Origin of the sequence: uncultured Anaerococcus sp. (assembly GCF_963510915.1) — a bacterium.
Taxonomy (GTDB): Bacteria; Bacillota; Clostridia; order Tissierellales; family Peptoniphilaceae; genus Anaerococcus.
The window spans coordinates 1-20,662 of sequence record NZ_CAUPHG010000024.1 but is presented as its reverse complement, the minus strand read 5'-3'; the positions used below and the strand labels follow the sequence as shown (position 1 = coordinate 20,662).

23 protein-coding genes and 2 other annotated features are annotated in these 20,662 nt (G+C 32.7%); of the genes, 2 read left to right on the top strand and 21 right to left on the bottom strand.

Features of this window, described 5'->3' with window-relative positions; genetic code table 11:
- The 6 genes from RQ893_RS03495 to RQ893_RS03470 form a co-directional block, all read right to left on the bottom strand.
- Positions 1-831 (bottom strand): DegV family protein (locus RQ893_RS03495; RefSeq protein WP_311481662.1); only part of this gene is annotated, 831 nt, incomplete at its 3' end.
- Between the two features lie 50 nt (positions 832-881).
- Positions 882-2,225 (bottom strand): branched-chain amino acid transport system II carrier protein, encoded by a 1,344-nt coding sequence (gene brnQ, locus RQ893_RS03490; protein ID WP_311481661.1) that lies wholly within the window; start codon positions 2,223-2,225, stop codon positions 882-884.
- Between the two features lie 56 nt (positions 2,226-2,281).
- On the bottom strand, positions 2,282-2,632 hold the full coding sequence (locus RQ893_RS03485) for a Spx/MgsR family RNA polymerase-binding regulatory protein (RefSeq protein WP_311481660.1): 351 nt from the start codon (positions 2,630-2,632) through the stop codon (positions 2,282-2,284).
- 44 nt (positions 2,633-2,676) lie between these two features.
- Entirely contained in the window at positions 2,677-2,961 is a 285-nt protein-coding gene (locus RQ893_RS03480; protein WP_311481663.1) for a DUF503 domain-containing protein, read from the bottom strand.
- A gap of 1 nt (position 2,962) precedes the next feature.
- Positions 2,963-4,741: a phosphatidylglycerol lysyltransferase domain-containing protein gene (locus RQ893_RS03475; protein ID WP_311481659.1), complete on the bottom strand. Its 1,779-nt coding sequence runs from the start codon at positions 4,739-4,741 to the stop codon at positions 2,963-2,965.
- Positions 4,738-5,439 carry an alpha/beta hydrolase gene (locus tag RQ893_RS03470; RefSeq protein ID WP_311481658.1) on the bottom strand — a complete coding sequence of 234 codons (702 nt, stop codon included), beginning with the start codon at positions 5,437-5,439 and terminating at the stop codon, positions 4,738-4,740. Before RQ893_RS03470 ends, RQ893_RS03475 begins: the two co-directional genes overlap by 4 nt.
- 96 nt (positions 5,440-5,535) lie before the next feature.
- On the opposite strand from RQ893_RS03470, the gene RQ893_RS03465 reads away from it, so the two are divergent.
- On the top strand, positions 5,536-6,903 hold the full coding sequence (locus tag RQ893_RS03465) for a leucyl aminopeptidase (protein WP_311481657.1): 1,368 nt from the start codon (positions 5,536-5,538) through the stop codon (positions 6,901-6,903).
- Positions 6,904-6,956: 53 nt separating this feature from the next.
- Here RQ893_RS03465 and RQ893_RS03460 read toward each other — a convergent pair whose 3' ends face one another.
- From RQ893_RS03460 to RQ893_RS03425, 8 genes are all read right to left on the bottom strand, one after another.
- The gene (locus tag RQ893_RS03460) at positions 6,957-7,670 is read right to left on the bottom strand and encodes an ABC transporter ATP-binding protein (RefSeq protein ID WP_311481656.1); all 714 of its coding nucleotides are present in this window, start codon (positions 7,668-7,670) and stop codon (positions 6,957-6,959) included.
- Between the two features lie 10 nt (positions 7,671-7,680).
- Positions 7,681-8,472, bottom strand: a complete 792-nt coding sequence (locus RQ893_RS03455; protein ID WP_311481655.1) for an ABC transporter ATP-binding protein — start codon at positions 8,470-8,472, stop codon at positions 7,681-7,683.
- Positions 8,456-9,430, bottom strand: coding sequence for a branched-chain amino acid ABC transporter permease (locus RQ893_RS03450; protein ID WP_311481654.1), 975 nt, complete (start codon positions 9,428-9,430; stop codon positions 8,456-8,458). The genes RQ893_RS03455 and RQ893_RS03450 overlap by 17 nt, the downstream gene beginning before the upstream one ends.
- A 1-nt stretch (position 9,431) precedes the next feature.
- Positions 9,432-10,319 (bottom strand): branched-chain amino acid ABC transporter permease, encoded by an 888-nt coding sequence (locus RQ893_RS03445; RefSeq protein WP_311481653.1) that lies wholly within the window; start codon positions 10,317-10,319, stop codon positions 9,432-9,434.
- A 13-nt stretch (positions 10,320-10,332) separates the two neighbouring features.
- Positions 10,333-11,490 carry an ABC transporter substrate-binding protein gene (locus RQ893_RS03440; RefSeq protein ID WP_311481652.1) on the bottom strand — a complete coding sequence of 386 codons (1,158 nt, stop codon included), beginning with the start codon at positions 11,488-11,490 and terminating at the stop codon, positions 10,333-10,335.
- A gap of 54 nt (positions 11,491-11,544) precedes the next feature.
- Positions 11,545-11,789: a binding site (T-box leader), on the bottom strand.
- Positions 11,790-11,938: 149 nt separating this feature from the next.
- Positions 11,939-13,114, bottom strand: a complete 1,176-nt coding sequence (locus RQ893_RS03435; protein ID WP_311481651.1) for an ABC transporter substrate-binding protein — start codon at positions 13,112-13,114, stop codon at positions 11,939-11,941.
- Positions 13,115-13,171: 57 nt separating this feature from the next.
- Positions 13,172-13,405 (bottom strand) — a binding site (T-box leader).
- Positions 13,406-13,583: 178 nt separating this feature from the next.
- Complete coding sequence (gene mgtE, locus RQ893_RS03430; protein WP_311481650.1) at positions 13,584-14,909, bottom strand: magnesium transporter; 1,326 nt, start codon at positions 14,907-14,909, stop codon at positions 13,584-13,586.
- A gap of 224 nt (positions 14,910-15,133) precedes the next feature.
- Positions 15,134-15,829 (bottom strand): YjjG family noncanonical pyrimidine nucleotidase, encoded by a 696-nt coding sequence (locus tag RQ893_RS03425; protein ID WP_311481649.1) that lies wholly within the window; start codon positions 15,827-15,829, stop codon positions 15,134-15,136.
- Between the two features lie 105 nt (positions 15,830-15,934).
- Between RQ893_RS03425 and RQ893_RS03420 the strand changes: the two genes are divergently transcribed.
- On the top strand, positions 15,935-16,996 hold the full coding sequence (locus RQ893_RS03420; RefSeq protein ID WP_311481648.1) for an endonuclease/exonuclease/phosphatase family protein: 1,062 nt from the start codon (positions 15,935-15,937) through the stop codon (positions 16,994-16,996).
- A 142-nt stretch (positions 16,997-17,138) separates the two neighbouring features.
- On the opposite strand, the gene RQ893_RS03415 is transcribed toward RQ893_RS03420, so the two are convergent.
- The 7 genes from RQ893_RS03415 to RQ893_RS03385 all read right to left on the bottom strand — a co-directional run bounded on the left by RQ893_RS03415 (position 17,139) and on the right by RQ893_RS03385 (position 20,543).
- Positions 17,139-17,540 (bottom strand): GNAT family N-acetyltransferase, encoded by a 402-nt coding sequence (locus tag RQ893_RS03415; protein WP_311481647.1) that lies wholly within the window; start codon positions 17,538-17,540, stop codon positions 17,139-17,141.
- Between the two features lie 17 nt (positions 17,541-17,557).
- Positions 17,558-17,977 (bottom strand): histidine kinase, encoded by a 420-nt coding sequence (locus RQ893_RS03410; protein WP_311481646.1) that lies wholly within the window; start codon positions 17,975-17,977, stop codon positions 17,558-17,560.
- 8 nt (positions 17,978-17,985) lie between these two features.
- On the bottom strand, positions 17,986-18,189 hold the full coding sequence (locus tag RQ893_RS03405) for a helix-turn-helix transcriptional regulator (protein ID WP_209772249.1): 204 nt from the start codon (positions 18,187-18,189) through the stop codon (positions 17,986-17,988).
- Between the two features lie 23 nt (positions 18,190-18,212).
- Entirely contained in the window at positions 18,213-18,566 is a 354-nt protein-coding gene (locus tag RQ893_RS03400) for a hypothetical protein (protein ID WP_311481645.1), read from the bottom strand.
- Positions 18,567-18,685: 119 nt separating this feature from the next.
- Positions 18,686-19,156: a GNAT family N-acetyltransferase gene (locus RQ893_RS03395; RefSeq protein ID WP_311481644.1), complete on the bottom strand. Its 471-nt coding sequence runs from the start codon at positions 19,154-19,156 to the stop codon at positions 18,686-18,688.
- Entirely contained in the window at positions 19,153-20,061 is a 909-nt protein-coding gene (locus RQ893_RS03390) for a hypothetical protein (RefSeq protein ID WP_311481643.1), read from the bottom strand. Before RQ893_RS03390 ends, RQ893_RS03395 begins: the two co-directional genes overlap by 4 nt.
- A gap of 5 nt (positions 20,062-20,066) precedes the next feature.
- Positions 20,067-20,543, bottom strand: coding sequence for a hotdog domain-containing protein (locus tag RQ893_RS03385; RefSeq protein ID WP_311481642.1), 477 nt, complete (start codon positions 20,541-20,543; stop codon positions 20,067-20,069).
- Positions 20,544-20,662: the final 119 nt, after the last annotated feature.

The window sequence follows — 20,662 nt, the reverse complement described above, 5'->3', positions numbered from 1 at the left end:
GCTTCCTACTGTTGTACCTATTTCATAAATAATAATCTTCCCCTTATAGCCCTCAATAACTTCTTCAAGACTCTCTTTAAATTCTACAGCATCATCATAATTATTAGAATGGACTACAATAATTTCATTATTATATGGGAAATCTTCTATTAAACGCTCTTTTATCTTCTTAACTAAAGCTTTCATAGCTTTTTTCTTTGTTCTAATCTTGTCAATAACGACAATTTCGCCTTCTGTATTTGACTCCATCATAGGACAAATATTTAAGAGATTTCCAAAAGATCCTGCTGCCCTAGATAACCTTCCCCCTCTTACAAGGTAAGTTAAATCTGAGGTGAAAAATACAGCATTTGCTAATTTTCTATTTTCCATAGCCCAATCATAAACTTCCTCGATGGACTTTCCTTCCTTGCGAAGCTCATTTAAGGCAAGTAGGATTAATCCTTCGTTTGATGTAGCTGTTAGACTATCTACTATGAATATTTTTCTATCTGGATACCTCTTTTCAATTTCTTCTTTTGCCATAAGAGCTTGTTGGACACCACCGGTCATACCAGATGACAAAGACAAATGAAGAATATCCTTATTTTCTTCTAGTAACCTCTCAAAATATTCCATATAACGTATAAAGGTTATTTGGCTAGTTCTTGCAATAGAACCTTCATTTAATTTCTGATAAAAATCTTCTAATTTCATAGTAAGACCTAAATCATCTATATAGTCTACATCATCTATCTGATATGGAAATCCAATCCATCTTATATTTTCTTTTTCAAGTACTTCTCGTGGAAGATCTACAGTCGATTCAGCGCTTAGTATAAAATCACTCATATTTACCTCTCATAAATCTAAATAATATCATACTTATTTATAAATTAAATTCAATTTATTGTACGTTTCTTATCAATAATAAAACTTATTATAAAAGCTAATATAGCTGGCAATATCCAAGAGAATCCAATATCAAAACCTGGCAGACTAGATTTTGCAATATCAAGAATTTTAATAACAAGATCGGACTTACTTATAAAATCTGGACTTGCTTTTAGAAAATCCAAAAAAGCAAAAACAGATGTAACGCCGAGACTTACTTGATATACAAATTTTCTCTTGCCTATAAGTATTGAAAGAATAGATAAAGTTATTAAAACTATAGATATTGGATATATAAACATTAATACCGGTAATGATAAGGTAATGATTTGCTTTAGCCCTAGATTTGCAATTAGTAATGATATGGCTGAAAATATTATACAATAAGTCTTATATTCAAACCTATGTTTAAACATCTCTTCAAACATCTCAGAACAAGCTGAAACCAAACCTATAGCTGTTTTTAAGCAAGCCACAAATACTATTATAGATAAGAGTATATGTCCAAGGTTTCCAAGGTAATAGGCAGAAATTTTCGACAATATAACTGCACCATTTTCATACTCATCTAAAATATTAGCAGCTGCACCACCCATAAAAGCAAGTCCTGCATAGATTACAGACATTGCTAGTAAGCAAACAACTCCTGATTTTAAGGTTTCTAGTGCCATTATTTTTTTATCTGTAAGACCTAAGTCCTTTATATTAGAAATTATAATAATAGCAAAGGCAAGACCTGCAGGTGCATCTAATGTATTGTAACCATCGACAAAACCTACAGCCAAAGGATTAGATAAATATTTGCTAACAGGTGGTTTTATTCCAACAGGTCCCATAGGTCTAAAAATAGTTAGGACTAATAAAAATGACAATAAAATCAAAAATAACGGTGTCATAAATTTACCTATGGTATCAATTAATCTTGCTTTTTTTATTGAAAAATATAAAACTAAGGCAAAAAAAACCAAGGAAAATATTAAAAGTCCAAATGAATTATAAAAGCTGTTATTTCCTTCAAACACAACTTCGTAGGTGGTAGTAGCAGTCCTTGGGATTGCAAAACCAGGTCCTATTGTTAAATATAAGAGAGTTGTAAAAAAGTAGGCGAATTTACGTCCAGCAGCTCTTGATATATCAAACAAACTTTCACTATCACTAGCCGCAGTAGCGACCACTGCAAGGATAGGAAGACTTACTGCAGATAGTAAAAATCCAATTGTTACTAAAGTAATATTGGCTCCTGACCTTTGACCTAATTCTAGTGGAAAAATCAAGTTTCCCGCACCGAAGAACAAACCAAAAAGCAAGGAGCCAATTAATAAGTTTTCTGATAAAGTTAATTTTTTTCTCATATGTAACCCCTAAAGTTTTTTATATGATACACCTTTATCAGTTAATATGCAATAGTTTATAATGTTTCAACGTATTTTTTAACATCCGGACCAACTAGGATCTTTCCATCATCTAAAAAGAGAATTGGCCTTTTTACTAACATCCCATCACTAGCGAGTTTATCATATTTTTCCTCAAGAGTCATGTCCTTTAATTTATCTTTAAGATTTTCATTCCTATAAATCATTCCAGAAGTATTAAAAAATCTCTTTATATCATAATCTGTAGACTCATGCCACTTTTTAATTTCTTCCTTAGTTGGATTGTCTTCTTTAATATCTCGAACTTCATAAGATAAGTTTTTCTCATCCATTAACTTTAAAACACCCTTACATGTTGAACACTTACTATAACAAATTATTTTCATAAATCTCCTCCTAATTTTTCCTTTTTATACTTACCCTAAATTCTTTAAACTAATCTCTCTAATTTCTTCTCAAAAATTTCAACTTGATAATTTTCCTCTATTCTTTTAAAAATCTTTTCTAAAATAGATTTCGAGAAGTCATTATCGTTTGATACTGTAGCAAAAACGAGCCTTGCCATATTAACTAGATCATAATCACCAATTTCAGCTGCTGATACTCCTAAATTTTTTCTAGAATAATCTAAAATACTTTTTACTGTCCTCCTCTTATCCTTTAATGAAAAGCTATCATAAATTCTAATTCTTACTTCTAGCGTATATAGATATATCCTAAACCTCCTTAATTTTACCCTTATCTGCTGCTATTATTGCAAATATTGATGTGATAATGAAATTCCCCTTAGCAAAACAAGTATATCTACTTTCCCAATTAGTGGCATATTTTGACTTATAATTCCTAAGACCCTTAAATGGGTAAAGGCTATCAGCATATTTAAAAATTAAGGAAGCAATTCTTTCTGAAAGGTAAGCTGACTTATATATACCAACATTAGACAATGGTGCCATGCCAAGGTTAAAATACTTATAACTCTTATCTTTTGCATAAATAAATAAATTTAAAAATAGGTAGTCCATCATAGAATTCACATTCATGTCTACATCATAACGCATAAGATCAATGGTCATAATTTTTTCATCATAGTTTGGCATTAAGCTTGTAAAGGCTGTAATTTCTCCCTCTTGATCATATACTAGGGCAAGATTTGAGTTATTCAAATAATCCCTATCAAAAAAGCCCATGGTAAATCCCTTTTCTTCACGTCCTTTAAGCCACTTATCAGATATGACTTCTAGTCTATCTAAGGTTTCTTTATCATAAGGTGGTTGTTCTATTCTAAATTCATAACCATCTTTTTCGAACCTATTTAAAATATTTCTCAAGCTTGATTTTTTCCTACCAGCTAGGTTAAAAGTTTCTAGTTCTAAGAAGGCATTTTCACCAAATTTCATAAAATCGTAACCATAATCATGGAGGATAAGGGTAAAGTCTCTACCCACCTCATAAAAGATTGGATTCAATGATAATACTTCACATTTTCTAATAAAATCATTAAGGCCTTCATCAAGAAATTCTCTATTTCCAATAGGTTCACCCATTACAATTATCTTATTATTCACAATTTGATAAGTAAATGCCAAAACTTCTTCCCCATCTTTTTCATAATAATATATATATTTATCACCCAATAAGCCAAGACCAGCAGATGTTGAAGAATTAAGATTATTCTTAGATAAATAATCCTTATATCTGTCTAAATCTGGTTTAACCAAGAAATCATCATGCCCTTTCATTAATAACAGTATCAATCTTAAAATAAAAGCCATAACTATAAATATTACTGCAAAAAATATAGTTTTATAAACAAGAGGAAAAGTTATTAAAGGTCTAGTTTTAAAGGTATTTTTAAAATAAATTAATAACCAAAACAAGCCCAAGAATAAGTCAATCATCACTTCTTCCATGCTATAAATAAAGCTTTCTTTTATAAGGGTCTCTTTTGTAAAATATGTCAATAAGGCAATTATTCCAAGCGGCAATAGTGCTATTAATGGCTCTCCTACTAGGTAAAGATAAGTTCCTGTAAAGCCTAGCAAGGGATATAGGATTTTAACAAATCTTTTCTGTCTAGAAAATGAAAGTCTAGATACTACTACAAATAAAAAGCCTATCATTAACTCAATAAAGAATCTAAAAATCCCAACTGTAACATAAGAAAACTCGTTAAAAGGAAAATATGATAAGTGACTGCTAACGTCGGCACTTAATATAAAGGCGAGACCATAAAATCCAATGAAGGCTGAATTTATTTTTTGTATGGCTTCCTTGAAGAGTCTTGCAGCTATTTCCCCATAATTTTCCTTTATTTTTTTGAAGACATCCTTAAAACCAAGAAAAACTTTAAAGAAAAATACTACTAAGCCTAGCCCAACTATAAGTCTCACCCAAATATTTAAAGCGGATTTTCCTAAATAGTAAAGAGCTAAAACTATTACTACTAATACTAGTACGTTTATTAGACTTTTTTTATACTTATTAAATTTCTTCATAATTCTCCTTTCATAAAATCATAAACCAACTTATTAAAAATTTCAGGAACACTTCTAGCCAATCTGTGACCCTGGTTCTTTACAATTATTAATTTTGAATTTTTTATATTAGCAGCTATTTTTTTAATATGAGATATCCTAATCAAATCACGCGAACCAACTAAGATAAGAGTTTTATTATCAATACTTCTTAGGTCTTTTAGGTCTATTTTTAAATCTGTTAATAAAAGATTCGCTACTCTCTTATTTCTTTTAAAAAATGGTAAAATTGACCAAAAAACATTCTCAATAATCATAAATACTTTAGCTCTTAATGTGATACCATTAAATCTTGCATTAGGTGCGTTAAGAATTAACTTATCAATATAAGTTGGGAAAAGTTTATGAAATACAAGGCATAAATTAGCCCCATCAGAAAAACCTAAAAGGCTTGCTTTTTTAAGACCGAAATAATCATAGACTTCTTTTAAATCATTTGCTAGCAGGTCAAAATCTAATTTATTTTTGGTATTGGTCGAAAAGCCATGATCCCTAAAATCTATCAAAATAAGGTGAAAATACTTTGATAGATAACCAATCTGGTATTCAAAATAAGTCATATCTCCATCATTTCCATGAAGGAGAAACAAAACTTCACCCTTGCCATATTCCTTATAATAAATTTTAGTCTTATCTTTAAGAATTATTTCTTTTCCCATAATATCGCCTCTTATATATTATATCCTATTATTTAATAAAGGAATAAATATATGAATAATGTTTTTATTCTTGTATGATATTAGTAGGAGGATTGTATGAAATTTAATTTTGTATGTAAAGATAAAAACCAAGTCAAATTTATTTTCAAAGGTCAAATTGAAAATAAATTTTTTAAGGCAAATAAGGGAGAAATCCTAGCCTGGGAAGACGAAATTTGCCTAGGTCTTGGCGATGAAGATAAGTTTAGTAAAGAAGTTTTTAAGGAAGCAGTATGCTCTCTTGGAAAATTCCTCAATGAAAAAGAGGTAAGCGAGATATCTATCAATGAAAATTCAACTAAGCTTACTGATAAGGACTTTACCCTTGCTCTTGTTGAGGCTTTTGTGGTTTCTTCTTATGATTTTAACTATTATAAGTCAGATAAGAAAGAAAATATATTTAATCTAGTAAATTTGGATGAAAAATTCGCTGAATATAAGATAGATATAGACGAACTAGAAAAAATTCTTTGTGGACAATTTTTAACTAGAGACCTAGTAAATCTAAGATCAAATGATATTTATCCGGAAACCCTAGCTAATAAAGCAGTTGAAAACTTGCAAGATTTAGGTGTTGAGCTTAAAATATATGGGGTTAAAGAAATTTTATCAATGGGTCTTACTGCATTCTATGAAGTTGCAAAAGGTTCTGACAAAGAGCCAAAATTCATTGTCATGGAATATTTTAAGGGCGAATCTGGTAAGGCTCCTCTAGCTCTTGTTGGTAAGGGACTTACCTACGATGCAGGTGGCTACTCTATAAAAACTTCTGCAGGTATGAAGACCATGAACTCAGATATGGGTGGGTCAGGAACCGTTATTGGTGCTATGAAAGCTATCGCTCTTAATAAATTAAAAGTAAACGTAGTAGGTATTGTTGCCGCTTGTGAAAACTTAATTTCAGGAAGAGCCTACAAGCCAGGTGACATTATAAAAGCTCGCAATGGCATGAGTATAGATGTCGATAACACTGATGCAGAGGGAAGAATCACCCTTGCTGATGCTGTAAATTATGCTGCTACAGAGTATAAACCAGCCTTATTAGTTGACCTTGCAACCCTAACTGGGGCTGCCCTTGTTGCCTTGGGAGAAACTTATACAGCCGCTGTTACAAATAATAAAGAATCCTTTAAGAAAGTTCTTAATGCAAGCAAGAAGTCAGATGAAAAAATATGGCTTTTACCAAATGATCCTTTTTATAAAACCTACAACGAATCAGAAAACGCAGATGTTAAAAACTCTGGCGGCAGATTAGCTGGTTCTATAACTGCTGGACAATTTATAGAAAACTTCGTTGAAGATTATTCTTGGGTTCACCTAGATATAGCGGGAACTGCCTATCTTTCAGCTCCTCAAGGTATTAATGGCAAGGGTGCAACTGGTGTCCATGTTAAAACACTTTACGAGCTTGCTAAAGAATTTTAATTTGTTCAAAAAAATAAGCCTCCTTACTATGACTAAGTAAGGTCGGCTTATTTTTAAATTCCAAGGTAGGCCGCTTTTACATCTGGGTCAGTTTTAAGATCTAATGCCCTACCCTCTTTTACAATTTTTCCTGTTTCTAATACATAGGCCCTATCGGCTATATCTAGAGCTAGGTTAGCATTTTGTTCAACTAACAAAATTGTTCTGCCTTGTTCCTTTAAAATTCTAATTGTATCAAATATTTTATCAACAAATAAAGGAGAAAGTCCCATTGACGGTTCATCTAAGAGAAGCACTTTTGGATTTGTAAGAAGCGCCCTTCCCATGGCTAGCATTTGCTGTTCACCACCTGATAGGGTTCCTGCTTTTTGCTTTTTTCTTTCCTTTAGTACTGGGAAAAGAGTATAGATTTTATCAAGCTCAGCCTTTAATTCTTCTGGGCTCCAGCCAACAGCGATAGAACCTAATTTAAGGTTATCTTCTACAGAAAGATCCTTAAAAACTCTCCTACCCTCAGGAACTTGGGCAATCCCATTCCTTGTGATCTGATAGGTCTTTTCCTTTTTTATTGACTTTTCATTAAAGTAAATATCGCCTTCTTTAATATCGAGAAGTCCGGAAATTGTCTGAAGAGTAGTAGTTTTACCAGCTCCATTAGCACCTATTAGAGAAACAACTTCACCTTCTTCAACTCTAAGGCTAATTCCCTTTAAGGCCTTGATATTACCGTAGGTTACGATTAAATTTTCAATTCTTAAAATACTCATCTTTTCCCTCCTAACTACCCAAATAGGCCTTCACAACTTCTTGATTAGATATAACATCATGAGGATTTCCTTCTGCAAGGATTTCTCCATAATTTAAAACTATAAGTCTTTCACTTATTCCCAATACCAGGTTCATATCATGTTCTATCAAAAGGATAGAAACTCCAGTTTTTTCCCTTATTAGTCTTATTGATGCCATTAGGTCCTGAGTTTCTGATTCATTCATACCAGCAGCTGGTTCGTCTAATAATAAAACTTTTGGTCGAGTTGCCATAGCTCTTGCTATTTCTAGTTTTCTTTGTGCCCCATAAGGTAAAGAACCTGCAAAAGTCCTAAAATATTTTTCAAGGTCAAATAACTCTAAGATTTCTTTCGCCCTATCAGTGGCTTCATTTTCTTCCTTCCAATAGTTTGGTAGTCTAAACATACCTGTGAGGATACCGTAATCCATATATTGGTTCATAGCGAGTTTTACATTATCAAGTACTGTTAGGTTATCAAATAACCTTATATTTTGAAAAGTTCTAGCAACGCCAAGTTTTGATAATTTATCAGGCGATACCCCATTTACCTTTTGACCATCTAGGATAATTTCACCACTTGTAGGAGTATAAACACCGGACAGCATATTAAAAAGAGTAGTCTTTCCAGCACCATTCGGACCTATTAGACCTAGGAGTTCTCCTTTCTTTAGCTTAAAAGAAACATTCTGTACAGCCTTTAATCCACCAAAAGAGATGCTCAAATCTTTTATTTCAAGAACATTTTCATTTATAACTTCTTTACTATTCACTTTCAACATCTCCTTTCTTATACTTATCAATCTTTAACAGTCTTCTTATTGAAAATTCTTTCCTACCAAGTAAGCCTTGTGGTCTAAATATCATTACAACAATAAGGATGATTGCATAAATAACCATTCTCCACTCAGCAAGTGGCTTTAACAATTCAGGAATAACTGTAAGGCCAATTGATGAGAAAATTGCACCTGTAATTGATCCCATACCTCCAAGTACAACCATAACTAGGTAGTCAAAAGACTTGTTGTAGTTAAAAATATTTGCAGCAAGAACACCTATGCTTTGGGCATAGAGTGCACCAGCTATACCAGCAAAAACAGCCGATAAGGTAAAGGCAAGAGTTTTGTACTTGGTAATATTAATACCGCATGCCTCTGCAGCAAGTTCGTTATCCCTTATAGATAAAACAGTTCTACCATGGCGGCTTTCAGCCCAGGTAAAAATCATTGTTATAACAAATACTGCCATAAAGAAAAATTTTCCAAAATCATTTGTTGTTGGTATTCCTGCTAGGCCTTGTGCACCACCGGTAAAATCTAGATTTTCTATTAAAACCCTAATAATTTCTCCAAAAGCTAGAGTGACAATAGCAAGGTAGTCTCCAGTAAGTCTTAAGACAGGTAGACCAATTAGGATACCAAAAATCGCTGCCACGAATCCACCTACTATCAAGCTTAGAATAAAGGCTGGAAAACCAGATACAATTCCAGTTTTAAGGAAAAGTGCAGCTGAGTAAGCACCAATTGCCATAAATCCTGCGTGGCCTAAGTTAATCTGTCCTAATACACCAACAGTAAGGTTAAGGCTAGTTGCCATTATCATGTTTATACAAATCAAATTTAATATTCCTTGCCAGTACCTACTTAATACATTTGCAGAAATTAGAACTTGGATTAGGACATAGAATAATATTACTAATCCAGTTGTGATAAGATAAGTTTTTTTTCTATTTTTTGACATATCACACCTTTTCTTTCTCTAATTTACCAAACAAACCATTTGGTTGAACTAGTAAAACTACTATTAAAACTACAAAAACTATAGCATCTGCGTATGCACTAGATAGGTAGGCCCTGGTTAAAACTTCTATTATACCAAGTATAAGTCCACCTACAACAGCTCCTGGTATTGAACCTATACCTCCCAAAACAGCTGCAGTAAAAGCTTTGATACCTAACATTGAACCCATAAATGGTTGGATTTGTGGGTAGCTTGCTACATACAAAACTGAAGCAACACCGGCTAGGGCTGATCCTATAGCAAAGGTCAAAGTCATAACCTGATTAACATTTATACCTACAAGCTCTGCTGCCCCATAATCTTCACTAACAGCAAGCATAGCCTTACCATGCTTGGTTTTATTTACAAATAAATTAAATATATAAGTCAAAACAATTGTTGTTACGATAGTGATGATTGTGGCAAAAGATAGGTGCACTCCCCCAAAATTAACAGATGTTTGTGGGAAAATAGCAGGAAGTGGCTTGGCACTTGATGTGAATATTTTTACAAAAAAGTTTTGTAAAAATAAAGATACACCTATTGTTGTTATCAACAAAGAAATCCTTGAAGAATTTCTAAGTGGTTTGTAAGCCACTCTTTCAATAGTCACACCTAAGAGTGTGCAAACTAATATTGCTGGTATAATAGCTAACCATATTGGAAGGCCAGCCTTAAAAATCGGCAATTGAATGGCTAAAAAAACAGTATAACCCCCGACCATGATGATATCACCATGGGCAAAGTTTATTAATTTAGCAATTCCATAAACCATTGTATAACCTAGGGCAACAAGGGCATATATACTGCCAAGTTGAAGCCCGTTAAATAATTGGGTTACAAAATCCATTTTTATCTCCTTTTTATCTCGGATTTATTGTAGAATCAAACCTATATGCTCCATTATCAATTTTCATAATTGATGCTGCTTTTTGAGGATTATTATTTTCATCAAACTTAAATGCACCAGTTATACCTTTAAAATCCAAACTTTTTATAGCGGCATTCCTATCTTCATTTGAATCAGAGGCAGCTTTCTCAAAGCCTTGTTTTAATATATAAACAGTATCATATCCCAAAGCTGAAAATGCTGTAGGTTCTTCTCCATATTTTTCTTTATAATTTTTTATAAATTCTTGAACTTTTGGGTCAGTATCTTCTATCGAAAAATGATTAGTAAAGTATGAGTTTTGAATAACATCATAATTTGATGGATCCATTGTCTTTAATATTCCATCCCAACCATCTCCACCTAAGAATACCGCCTTTATATTTGCATCCCTAGCCTGTGGTGTAATTAGAGCTAATTTCTCGTAATAATCAGGTATTAACAATATGTCAGGATTTTTCCTTGCTATACTAGTTAACTGAGCCTTGAAATCAGTGTCATTTTCACCATAAGCTTCCCTTGCTACTACGTCTATGCCTAATTCTTCTGCTTTCTTCTCAAAGGCATCTGCTATACCAGTTGAGTAGTCACTTGCGCTATTAACTAAAATAGCAGCAGTTTTAGCATCTAACTTATCTTTAGCAAATATTGCCAACAAATCACCCTGGTAAGGATTTGTAAAACAGGCTCTAAATACATTATCCTTATCTTTTGTAATGGATTCTTCAGTGCCTGTTGGTGTAATAACTGGGATTTTATCAGCAACTGATGCCTCTGCTATAGCTAGTGATGGGGTTGATGTATTTGTACCTATAATTGCTTGTGATCCTTCTTGAACCAACCTGTGGTAGTTTGTGACTGAGTCGGTTAATTCGCCCTTATCATCTAAAAATTCAAGATGAATTTCTTTGCCTTTTATTCCGCCTTCTGCATTTATCTCATCCACTGCCATCTTTATTCCGTTTACTGTGGATGTACCGTAATTTGAATATTGTCCGGTTAATGGGAAAGTTGAACCAATTAATAAAGCATCTCCCTCAGCTTTTGTAGTTGAATTTGCCTTATCATTTCTTCCGCAAGCCGCAAATACGACGCTGGCTATTGCTACGATTGCTATAAATTTCTTTTTCATATTTTCCTCCAATATATTTGGTAGAAAAAACCCTCCGTCTTTTCTACCCAAGGTAGAAGAGACGAAGGGTTGTATTAAAAATTTATAACCTGCTCCGCGGTACCACTCTTCTTCATCAAAAGATGCTCTCAAATCAATTTAATGAATAACTCTGTAACGGGAGTTCCCGACTACACCTACTATTATTTTCAGTGCGCAGCTTCATGGCTAGTTCTAAGGACTATCTTGGTATTTCTCACCAACCAATACCTCTCTGATAAGATAAGTTTTCTTATAATATTCCATTTCTTAGCTTTTATATGTTCATATTATATATTCGAAAAATCCATTGTCAAGATTTTTTTCATAAAAATACTTTTTTTTGGATTATTATTATTATCTTATCTTTAGTTCTAATATTTAAAATACTTCCCTGTATCTTTATTTAAAAGTCTATTTAGTTTTTGCTTTACTTATTTTCTTTTACTCCAGCATCGCTGTCGAATTTATATTCACCATTGACTATTTTCATCATCTTTGCTGTTTTTATTGGGTTGTGATTTTCGTCATAAGTAAATGATCCTGTTATACCATCAAATTTTATTTTCTTGAGGGCTTCTATGACCTTATCACTCTCAGTTGTACCTGCTTCTTCGACTGCTTGTTTATATAGGTAAACAGTATCGTAGCCTTCAGCAGCGAAAGTTGATGGTTTATCACCGTATTTTTTCTCATAGGCTTTTACAAATTTTTGTACTTTATCACTTGTGTCTTCTAGGGTAAATTGATTGGCGAAGTATGAACCTTCTATAGCTGCGAAGTTTGACTTATCTAATACTGATAATACTGTATCCCAACCATCTGCACCTACTAGGGTAGCATTTATACCTGCTTCTCTAACTTGTGGCACTATCAAAGCTACCTTTTCGTAATAGTCTGGTATAAATAGAACATCTGGTTCTTCTTTTCTAACCTTTGTTAATTGAGCCTTAAAATCTGTATCACTATCACCATAAGATTCATCAGCTACAACTTCCATTCCAAGTTCTTTAGCTTTTTTGCTAAATACATCTGCAACTCCCATAGAAAAGTCTGATGACTGATTTCTTAGGATTGCTACTTTTTTAGCTTCTAGATTGTTTTTAGAGAAGTTTGCTAGTACTTCGCCCTGGAAAGGATCGGTAAAACAGGTTCTAAAAGCATTTTTCTTACCTTCAGTTATATTTGCCTGAGTACCAGTAGGTGTTATATAAACCACATCATCATTAGCTGCAGATTCTGCTATGGCAAGTGCTGGTTTTGATGGTACACCACCAAAAATTGCATCTACTCCATCTTGCATTAGGTTATTGTAGTTAGTAACTGCATCGGTGATTTCGCCCTTGTCATCATACTCAAACCACTCAAGTTTTTTACCTAGGATACCACCGTTCTCATTTACTTCTTCTACTGCTAATTTAAGACCATTGTTTGTGGTTATACCGTAAACAGAAAGTGGGCCAGTTAGAGGAGATGAATTTCCTAATTTGATTGTTTCAGCAGATTTTGACTTGCTTTCTTCTTTCTTTCCACCATTATTTGAGCAAGCTGTTAAAAACATACCTGCAAGTAACATTCCAACTGCAAATTTTTTACTTAATTTCATAATTTCCTCCTATATTTTTTGGAATAAAAAAACCTTCGTCTCTTTACTCCACTTGGATAAAGAGACGAAGGGTAATTACATATTTTTACCTTCCGCGGTACCACTCTTCTTCATCTAATGATGCACTTAATTCATTTAATGAATAGCTCTATAACGGGAGCTCCCGTCAACCACTTACATTTCAGTGGGAAGCTTAATGGTGATTTTCGTTACAATATCCTAGTATCTTCCACCAGCCGATACCTCTCTAAAAGAATTCTCATAACTACTCTTCCATGTCATAGCTTTTATTTATTGTTAGCTAAAATATACACCATAAAATTATCCTTGTCAAATAACTTTTTTGATAATTATTAATATATCTTAATTATTATAAATTTATCCTCTAAAAATAGCCACTTAACTTATCTACAAAATAAACAACCTCACACTTTTATAAGCATGCGGTTGAAATTTTTATTCTATATTTTTATAATCCTAGCAATAATGATGCAACTTCGAAATAAATTAGCAGTACTCCTGTATCAACTATGGTTGTAATAAGAGGACCTGCCATAACAGTAGGGTCTATATGCAATTTATCAGCAAGTAATGGTAAGAGACCCCCTATAATGTTTGAAATAACTATTGTTAAAAATAAGGTCAATGATACTGTAAGATTTACAGCAAGACTAACATTGTCTACAATAAGGATTCTCAAAAAGTTTATTGCAACTAGGACTAAGGATACTAGAGTACCTACTCTCATCTCTTTAAAAATAACTTTTATAAAGTCTTTAGCTGAGAGGTTTCCTGAGAATAATTGAGTCATAATTGTAGTTGATGACTGACTTCCAGCATTACCACCCGAATCCATTAGCATAGGTATATAAGCTGTAAGGGCGACAGCTTGAGCAAGTATGCTTTCATACCTTTGGATAATAAAACCAGTCATAGTAGCAGTTATAAGACATATTACTAGCCAAGTTGTCCTATTTTTTGCAATGGTAAATGATGATTCATCGATATATGACTCTGCTTGGTCTGAAATACCTGTAATGTTTGCAAAGTCTTCCTGCAACTCTTCATGAACTACGTCAATTACATCTTCTGCTGGTACTATACCAATAAGTCTACCTTCTGAATCTATAACTGGCACCTCTCCAAGGTCATACTTGATAGATAGCTTTGCTACTACTTCTTGGTCATCAGTAGGGCTAACAGCGGCAGTAATTTGTTGAGTTATAGATTCTATTGATGCTTTCTTATTTCTAATAAGGTCTGCTATAAATACAAAACCTGTTAATACTAGCGAATCGTCAGTGACCCAAATTTGTTCTAGCTTTTCCGCATCTAGGTCACTTTCCATTACTTTTTTCATAGCTTCTGCTGGTGTCTCGCTTGACTTAACTGATAGGAAGTTTACTGTCATTATAGAACCAACAGATTCTTCAGGATAACCTAACAGCTCGTTTATGATTTCTCTTCTTGAGCTATCGATATGGCTAGTCATCAGCTTTTTAACCATATTTGCAGGCAGCTCCTGTAAGGTATCTACAAGTTCGTCTTCATCAAGTTCCTTAACTAGGTCCTTTATATTTTCTTCAGATAGAATTTTTAATACCCTATCTTTATTTTCAGCTCTCAATTCAGTAAAGGTATCTGCTAAAAGATCCTTGTTTAATAGCTTAATCCAAATTGCCACAGATTTATCAGGCAATATCTCTAGCTTATCAGCAATATCAACAGGGTTCATTTTGTTGATTTCACTTTGGAGTTGTTTTAGATTATCAACGTTATAATTTCTTTCTGCCATTAATTTCTCCTAATTTTCAAAATATAATAAAATATTTTTTCTATAATGGCAAATAGAAATCCGCCACTATACTAGTTTCTTATTTTCTTATGCCTTCGATAGGGCGACGCCTTATCCATTTCTCCTCCTTATTTTTTAAGACTCATACTAAAACAAAAAATTTTTATATAAAAATTTATAAAAAAACTCTCAATTACTATACATTTTTTGCAAGTTTTCTGCAATCATTCAAAAATTTTTATAAGTACCCTCTCAACATCACCTAAGGAACTTATTTCTATATCGATAGGCAGATTCAAATGATTTTCTTTTTTATCTGGGTTGAACCAAATAGTTTTAATTTTTGCATTTACTCCACCAAGCATATCTGATGTAAGAGAATCACCTATTATTACATAATCATCAAGTTGGTAGGACCCAATCTTTTCAAAAACAAAATCAAAAAATTTTCTATCAGGTTTTTCAAAGCCAATTAGCTCTGATATAAAAGATTGCTTGAAAATTTTATTCAATTCTGAACCCTCAAGCTTGCCTCTCTGTGCTGTAAGAGATCCATTTGTGACTGCATATTGATCATATTTACCAACAAGCTTTTTTACAATTTCCTTGCCGTAAGGATTAAAAACATAGGTTTTTCCAAGCTCCATCTGGTAGTTGTGATTAAAATCCTTAACATTTTTGCCATCAATTCCATATAAATCAAAAAAATCCCTAAATCTACCCAGCAAAACTTCATCCCTAGTAACTTCGTTTCGTTCAAGTCTTTCCCAATATTTGGTGTTTATATTTTTATATGTATTTAACATTTCATCGGTTGGTTTTTCTAACTTATATATTTCAAAACACCTATTAATAGCAGCAGTTTCCGCCAGATCAAAATTTAAAAGTGTCCCATCTATATCCCACAATATTTTTTTCATATCATCTCCCCTTTATATAAATATTTTACTACTCTAAAAATATTATAAAACTATTTACTTTAGTCTCTATTAATGATATCCTTATCATAAGAATGTGAGGTATTTATGAAAAAAGTTATGAAAATTTTAGGTTATTTAATACTCTTATTGATAATTGCCTTTTTATGCCTACTAGGATATTTAATGGCAACAGAATACAAGCCAAAAGATGTGGAAGAAGTTGCAATATCTGGTTCTGCCCAAGAAAAGATTTGCACTGATAAAACCTATAAGGCTCTTAGCTGGAATATTGGCTATGGCGGACTTGATAAGGATACAGACTTTTTTATGGATGGAGGTAAAATGGTAAATCCTATTTCCAAAGATCATGTAGAAAACGCCCTTGCTGGTATAGCAAAAGAAATTAAAAGTGTTGACCCAGATCTTCTCTTACTTCAAGAAGTAGACGCTGATTCAAGTAGGACATATCACATAAATGAGGTTAATTATTTTGACAAAGAGCTTTATGGAGCATCAACCTTTGCTTACAACTACAAGGTGAATTTTGTACCCTTCCCTATCCCACCAATGGGCAAGGTAAATTCAGGAATATACACCAATTCTAAATTTGCTATAGATTCTTCCTACAGGTACCAACAACCAGTTCCACATAAGTGGCCAGTAAGACTTGCAAATCTAAAAAGAGGATTCAATGCCTCCTACCTTCCTATAGAAAACTCTGATAAATACCTAGTCTTGGTAAATATCCATCTCGATGCTTACGAAACTGGATCAAATGGAAGGCTTGCACAAACAAAGCAAATTATCGCCTTCATGACAGAAGAATACAATAAGGGAAATTATTTAATTGTAGGTGGTGACTTTAACCAAGAATTGAGAAAAGACTATGTAGCAGACGTCCCAGAAGGCATCTGGAACCCATCACCATTCCCATATGACTATCTAACAGATAAGATTAAACCGGTCTTTGATGGATCTACGAACTCATCAAGGCTAAATCACAAACCATACGACCCAAATGACTCTTATGAGTGTATTATAGACGGATTCTTAGTATCAGACAATGTAGAAGTAAAATCTGTAAAAGGCCAAGCCCTAGGCTTCGTAAACAGCGACCACAACCCAGTCTTATTAGAATTTAGTCTAAAAGAAAGCAAGGAAAATTAAAGCAATATAAAAAATCGTCCAAGGTTTTTAGCTCAAAATTTATGCTAAAATGTCTACGGACGATTTTTTGTTTTTATTTTCTTAAATCTAATTTATAGATTTCTTTACCTATTTTTACAAAACCATGACTTTTAAATAAGTTTTATGAAACTTGGTTAAAGTCATAAATTTCTGCCTTTAGGTATGGCAAGGCTTTTTCTCTTGCGTAGGATATCAATTCCTCTAGAACCTTGCTACCAATTTTCCTTCCCCTATATTCTTTTGAGACTACAATAGCGACCATATTATCATCAAAAATTGCACAGTCTCCTACCAGCTCATTTTTGTAACCTATATAAAATAAATCTCCATTTTTGTTTAAATAATCATACATTCTTTTTAGCTGGTCTAGGTCGTAAGGTATGTCGGCATTATCTACCATTTTTACAGTTTCCTTATCTTTATACCAAGAAAGGGTAATTTTATAAGCTGGAAAGTATTTTACTAGGTATAAGCTATCGGAAATGTCTCTCGAATTGTATTTGTTAACTTCCATTATTTTCATACCTTATTCAAACTATATTAATCAATCCTATTCCAATTATTTTCTATAAGTTCGGTCAGGTTCTTATAATTGTTTTTAAATAGCCTACCATTAAGCTCTACTTCGTATTGGTAGAGTTTGCCTAGGTGGTTGATTTTAAGTATTTTTTTATTTCCCTCTACCAGTTCAAAATCTTCTATCTCATTCCATGCCATAAAGAGAAAATCTTTTTTATCTGTATTTGAAATCTCTGATTCATAGACTCCTTTAGGGTCAAAGTATAAAATGAAGGTCCTTGATGAATCCATTGTATAGTAAAGACCGCCGATTAAAAACCATTTGCTAATATCCTTAGCAGGACTGTTGTGTTTAAAAACAATTAGATATGATTTATCATCTCCAAATTTTTCCCTTACTTTTTTATCCATATCTTCGCTTGTGTTAAATAATAATCCCATAATTTCTCCTATTTAAAAATAAATACTTCCTTAATATCCTTATCAAAAACCTTGCAAATTTTATAGGCAGTTTCCAAGGTTGGACTAATTGTATTGCTTTCATAAGCCATAATTGACCTACGTTTAAGCCCTACCATTTTTGCCAAGGCATTTTGAGAAAGCCCCATTTCCTTCCTAAATTCTCTAATCCTATTTTCTATAACTACATCCAAGCTAAAGCCACTACCTTTCTTACTTATAAATCTATAACATATTTTATCCTAGCAATTAAGGTGTATACAACAAGAATACACAAAGTTACATATAACTTAAACACTTTATAATCTATAACACCAGTTGGGTCATAGCCAAGAGTTTTGGATTGGATAGCTCCCAAGACTAAAATAATTATTATTGACACTAAAGAACTTAATAAAAACGTCTTCATAGTGTAGTATTTTTGTACTTTGCCTCCTTCATTTTTAAAATAATAAAAAGAAATATATAAAAATACTCCTAAGCCTATTATAATCGGTAAATAATTTGGTACTTCGACAAAAAACATTGTGACTAATAGGATAAAATAAGCAACTATTGCAAAACTTATCATAAAGACTCCTTATATTTTGTTACATTTATAGTACTATTTATGTTACATTTATAGTACCACAATTTAAAAATCCATGCAAGATTTTTCCAAAAAAATAAAGTCTTCAAACATCTTAATGTTTAAAGACTTTTTACCATTATCATACAAGGATTATCATCGCCCCATATTTCTTTTATAGTTTCTAATTTTAAAAATCCTAAAGACTTGTAAAATCCAATAGTCTGATCATAATACTTATCCAAACCCTCATCAAGAGTTTTAACTTGAGCAAAGCTATGACTTTTTCTATATAAGTTTAAAACCTCATCTACTAAGAGTCTCCCATATCCCTTAGATCTAGATTCATTTAAAATACCCAAACAATAAATTTCTATTGCATCCTTTGAGGTCTCTTTTACTATCAAAAAGCCAATATCATAATTATTTTCACTTATTATATAGGTGTCATAAATTTTAGATTTTTCAGCATAATTTACTTTTGCTTCCTCAAATTCAAACCAATTCGGCAAATCATCTAGGACTTTTTTTACAAAGCTAGCTTTTTCTGCAACATTACCTTCTAATCTGATTCTAATTACCTTATCTTTCAAGAAAATATCTCCATAACTGTTTCTGGCAAGTTCATTAGTTTATTTAGGTCAAGGACAATTAAGTCGTGAATACTTTCTGCAATTTCCCAACATTCCTTGGTAAGTCTTGCTTCATCTATTACTATGACAAGCTTTGTAGACTTATCGTTTAGGGCCTTCCTATAATTTTCTATACTTGCTAAGATTCTCTCAAATTCACTAAGACTTAAATAAGTCCTATAGCTAATATCCTTAATCTCGACTATATATTTTAGCCCATTTTTTTCAGCTAGTATATCTAAGTAATAGAATTTCTTAGTTTCCTTATCGACAATTTTAGGCTCAACCTGGGTTTTAAAGCCATTTTTCCTAAGGATTGCATCGATTAATCTAGATTTGTTGTACTCACTTTGAATTGAAATATTGCTTAAGGCACGAATTAAGTTTTTAGGTCTTATCTTAATTATGGCCTTTTTCTCACCCTTATGTTTGTTAAAGCCAACAAACATATCACCAACCACGGTAAAGTCACCGTGAGCAACTGAGTTTCTAATGCACCTTAGTAAATCTTCGGTCTTAGTCTTATTTTTTTGCCTTACTATAATTATTTTTTGACATGAAGTACAAATTTCTCCCTGGTAATAATCCCAATATTCATCAAAAATTTCCCCACCCGGCTTAATGAATAAAACATCCTTTTCGCTCATTCCAAGGCAATCTAGTATATAATCAAAGGTTAAATTTTCAAAAGCTTTGCTCCTAATAAGATCATCGCTAAAGGACTGAACTGAATCAATATTTGGTATATACCATAAAAGCATCTGGATGGCGTAAATAACATCCTTATCCCAGTCTTTTGGCCTTGGCATATGGTATATCTGATATTTTTCTGTCTTCCTATTTGAACAACATTTTTCAAATTTCATATTACTTACATATTATCTTTAACAACTACAGCCACCATTTTAGCCTTGGCTCTAATTTCTCCCTTACAGGTTAAAACCATATTTACAATAGCCTTCCTCTCGCCTAGTTCTTCAAGACTTGCAACAACTTCTACTTCCTCATCCATAGGGGTTGGTTTTTTGAAATCCACTTCTAGGTGGGCTGTGATGAATCTCTCAATAATAGTATCTTCAGAAAGATCAAGTCCCTTAGCTTTGTGTTTGAAAAATGCGGCACTTGCTGTTCCATGGCAGTCAAAAATCATGGCAATCATACCGCCGAACAAATTATTTGGTACTCCACCTGTAAAGGCCTTGCCAGGTCTAACCTTTGTTATAACTTCTTTCCCGTCTTCACTTGGATAAGATTTTAAATGTAAGCCTTCTTCGTTTTTTGGACCACAACCCCAACAATATTGAAATCTATCCCCATAAGTATCTTGAATCGCTATTTTCTTAGTCATTTTTAGCCTTCCTATCTATATTTTCTATGATATTTATACCCAAAATTTATTTTTTTGTTATAACAAAAATAGTATCCTCCTTTTATAATTTAAAAATTTTTGGCAAATTAGATGTCAAG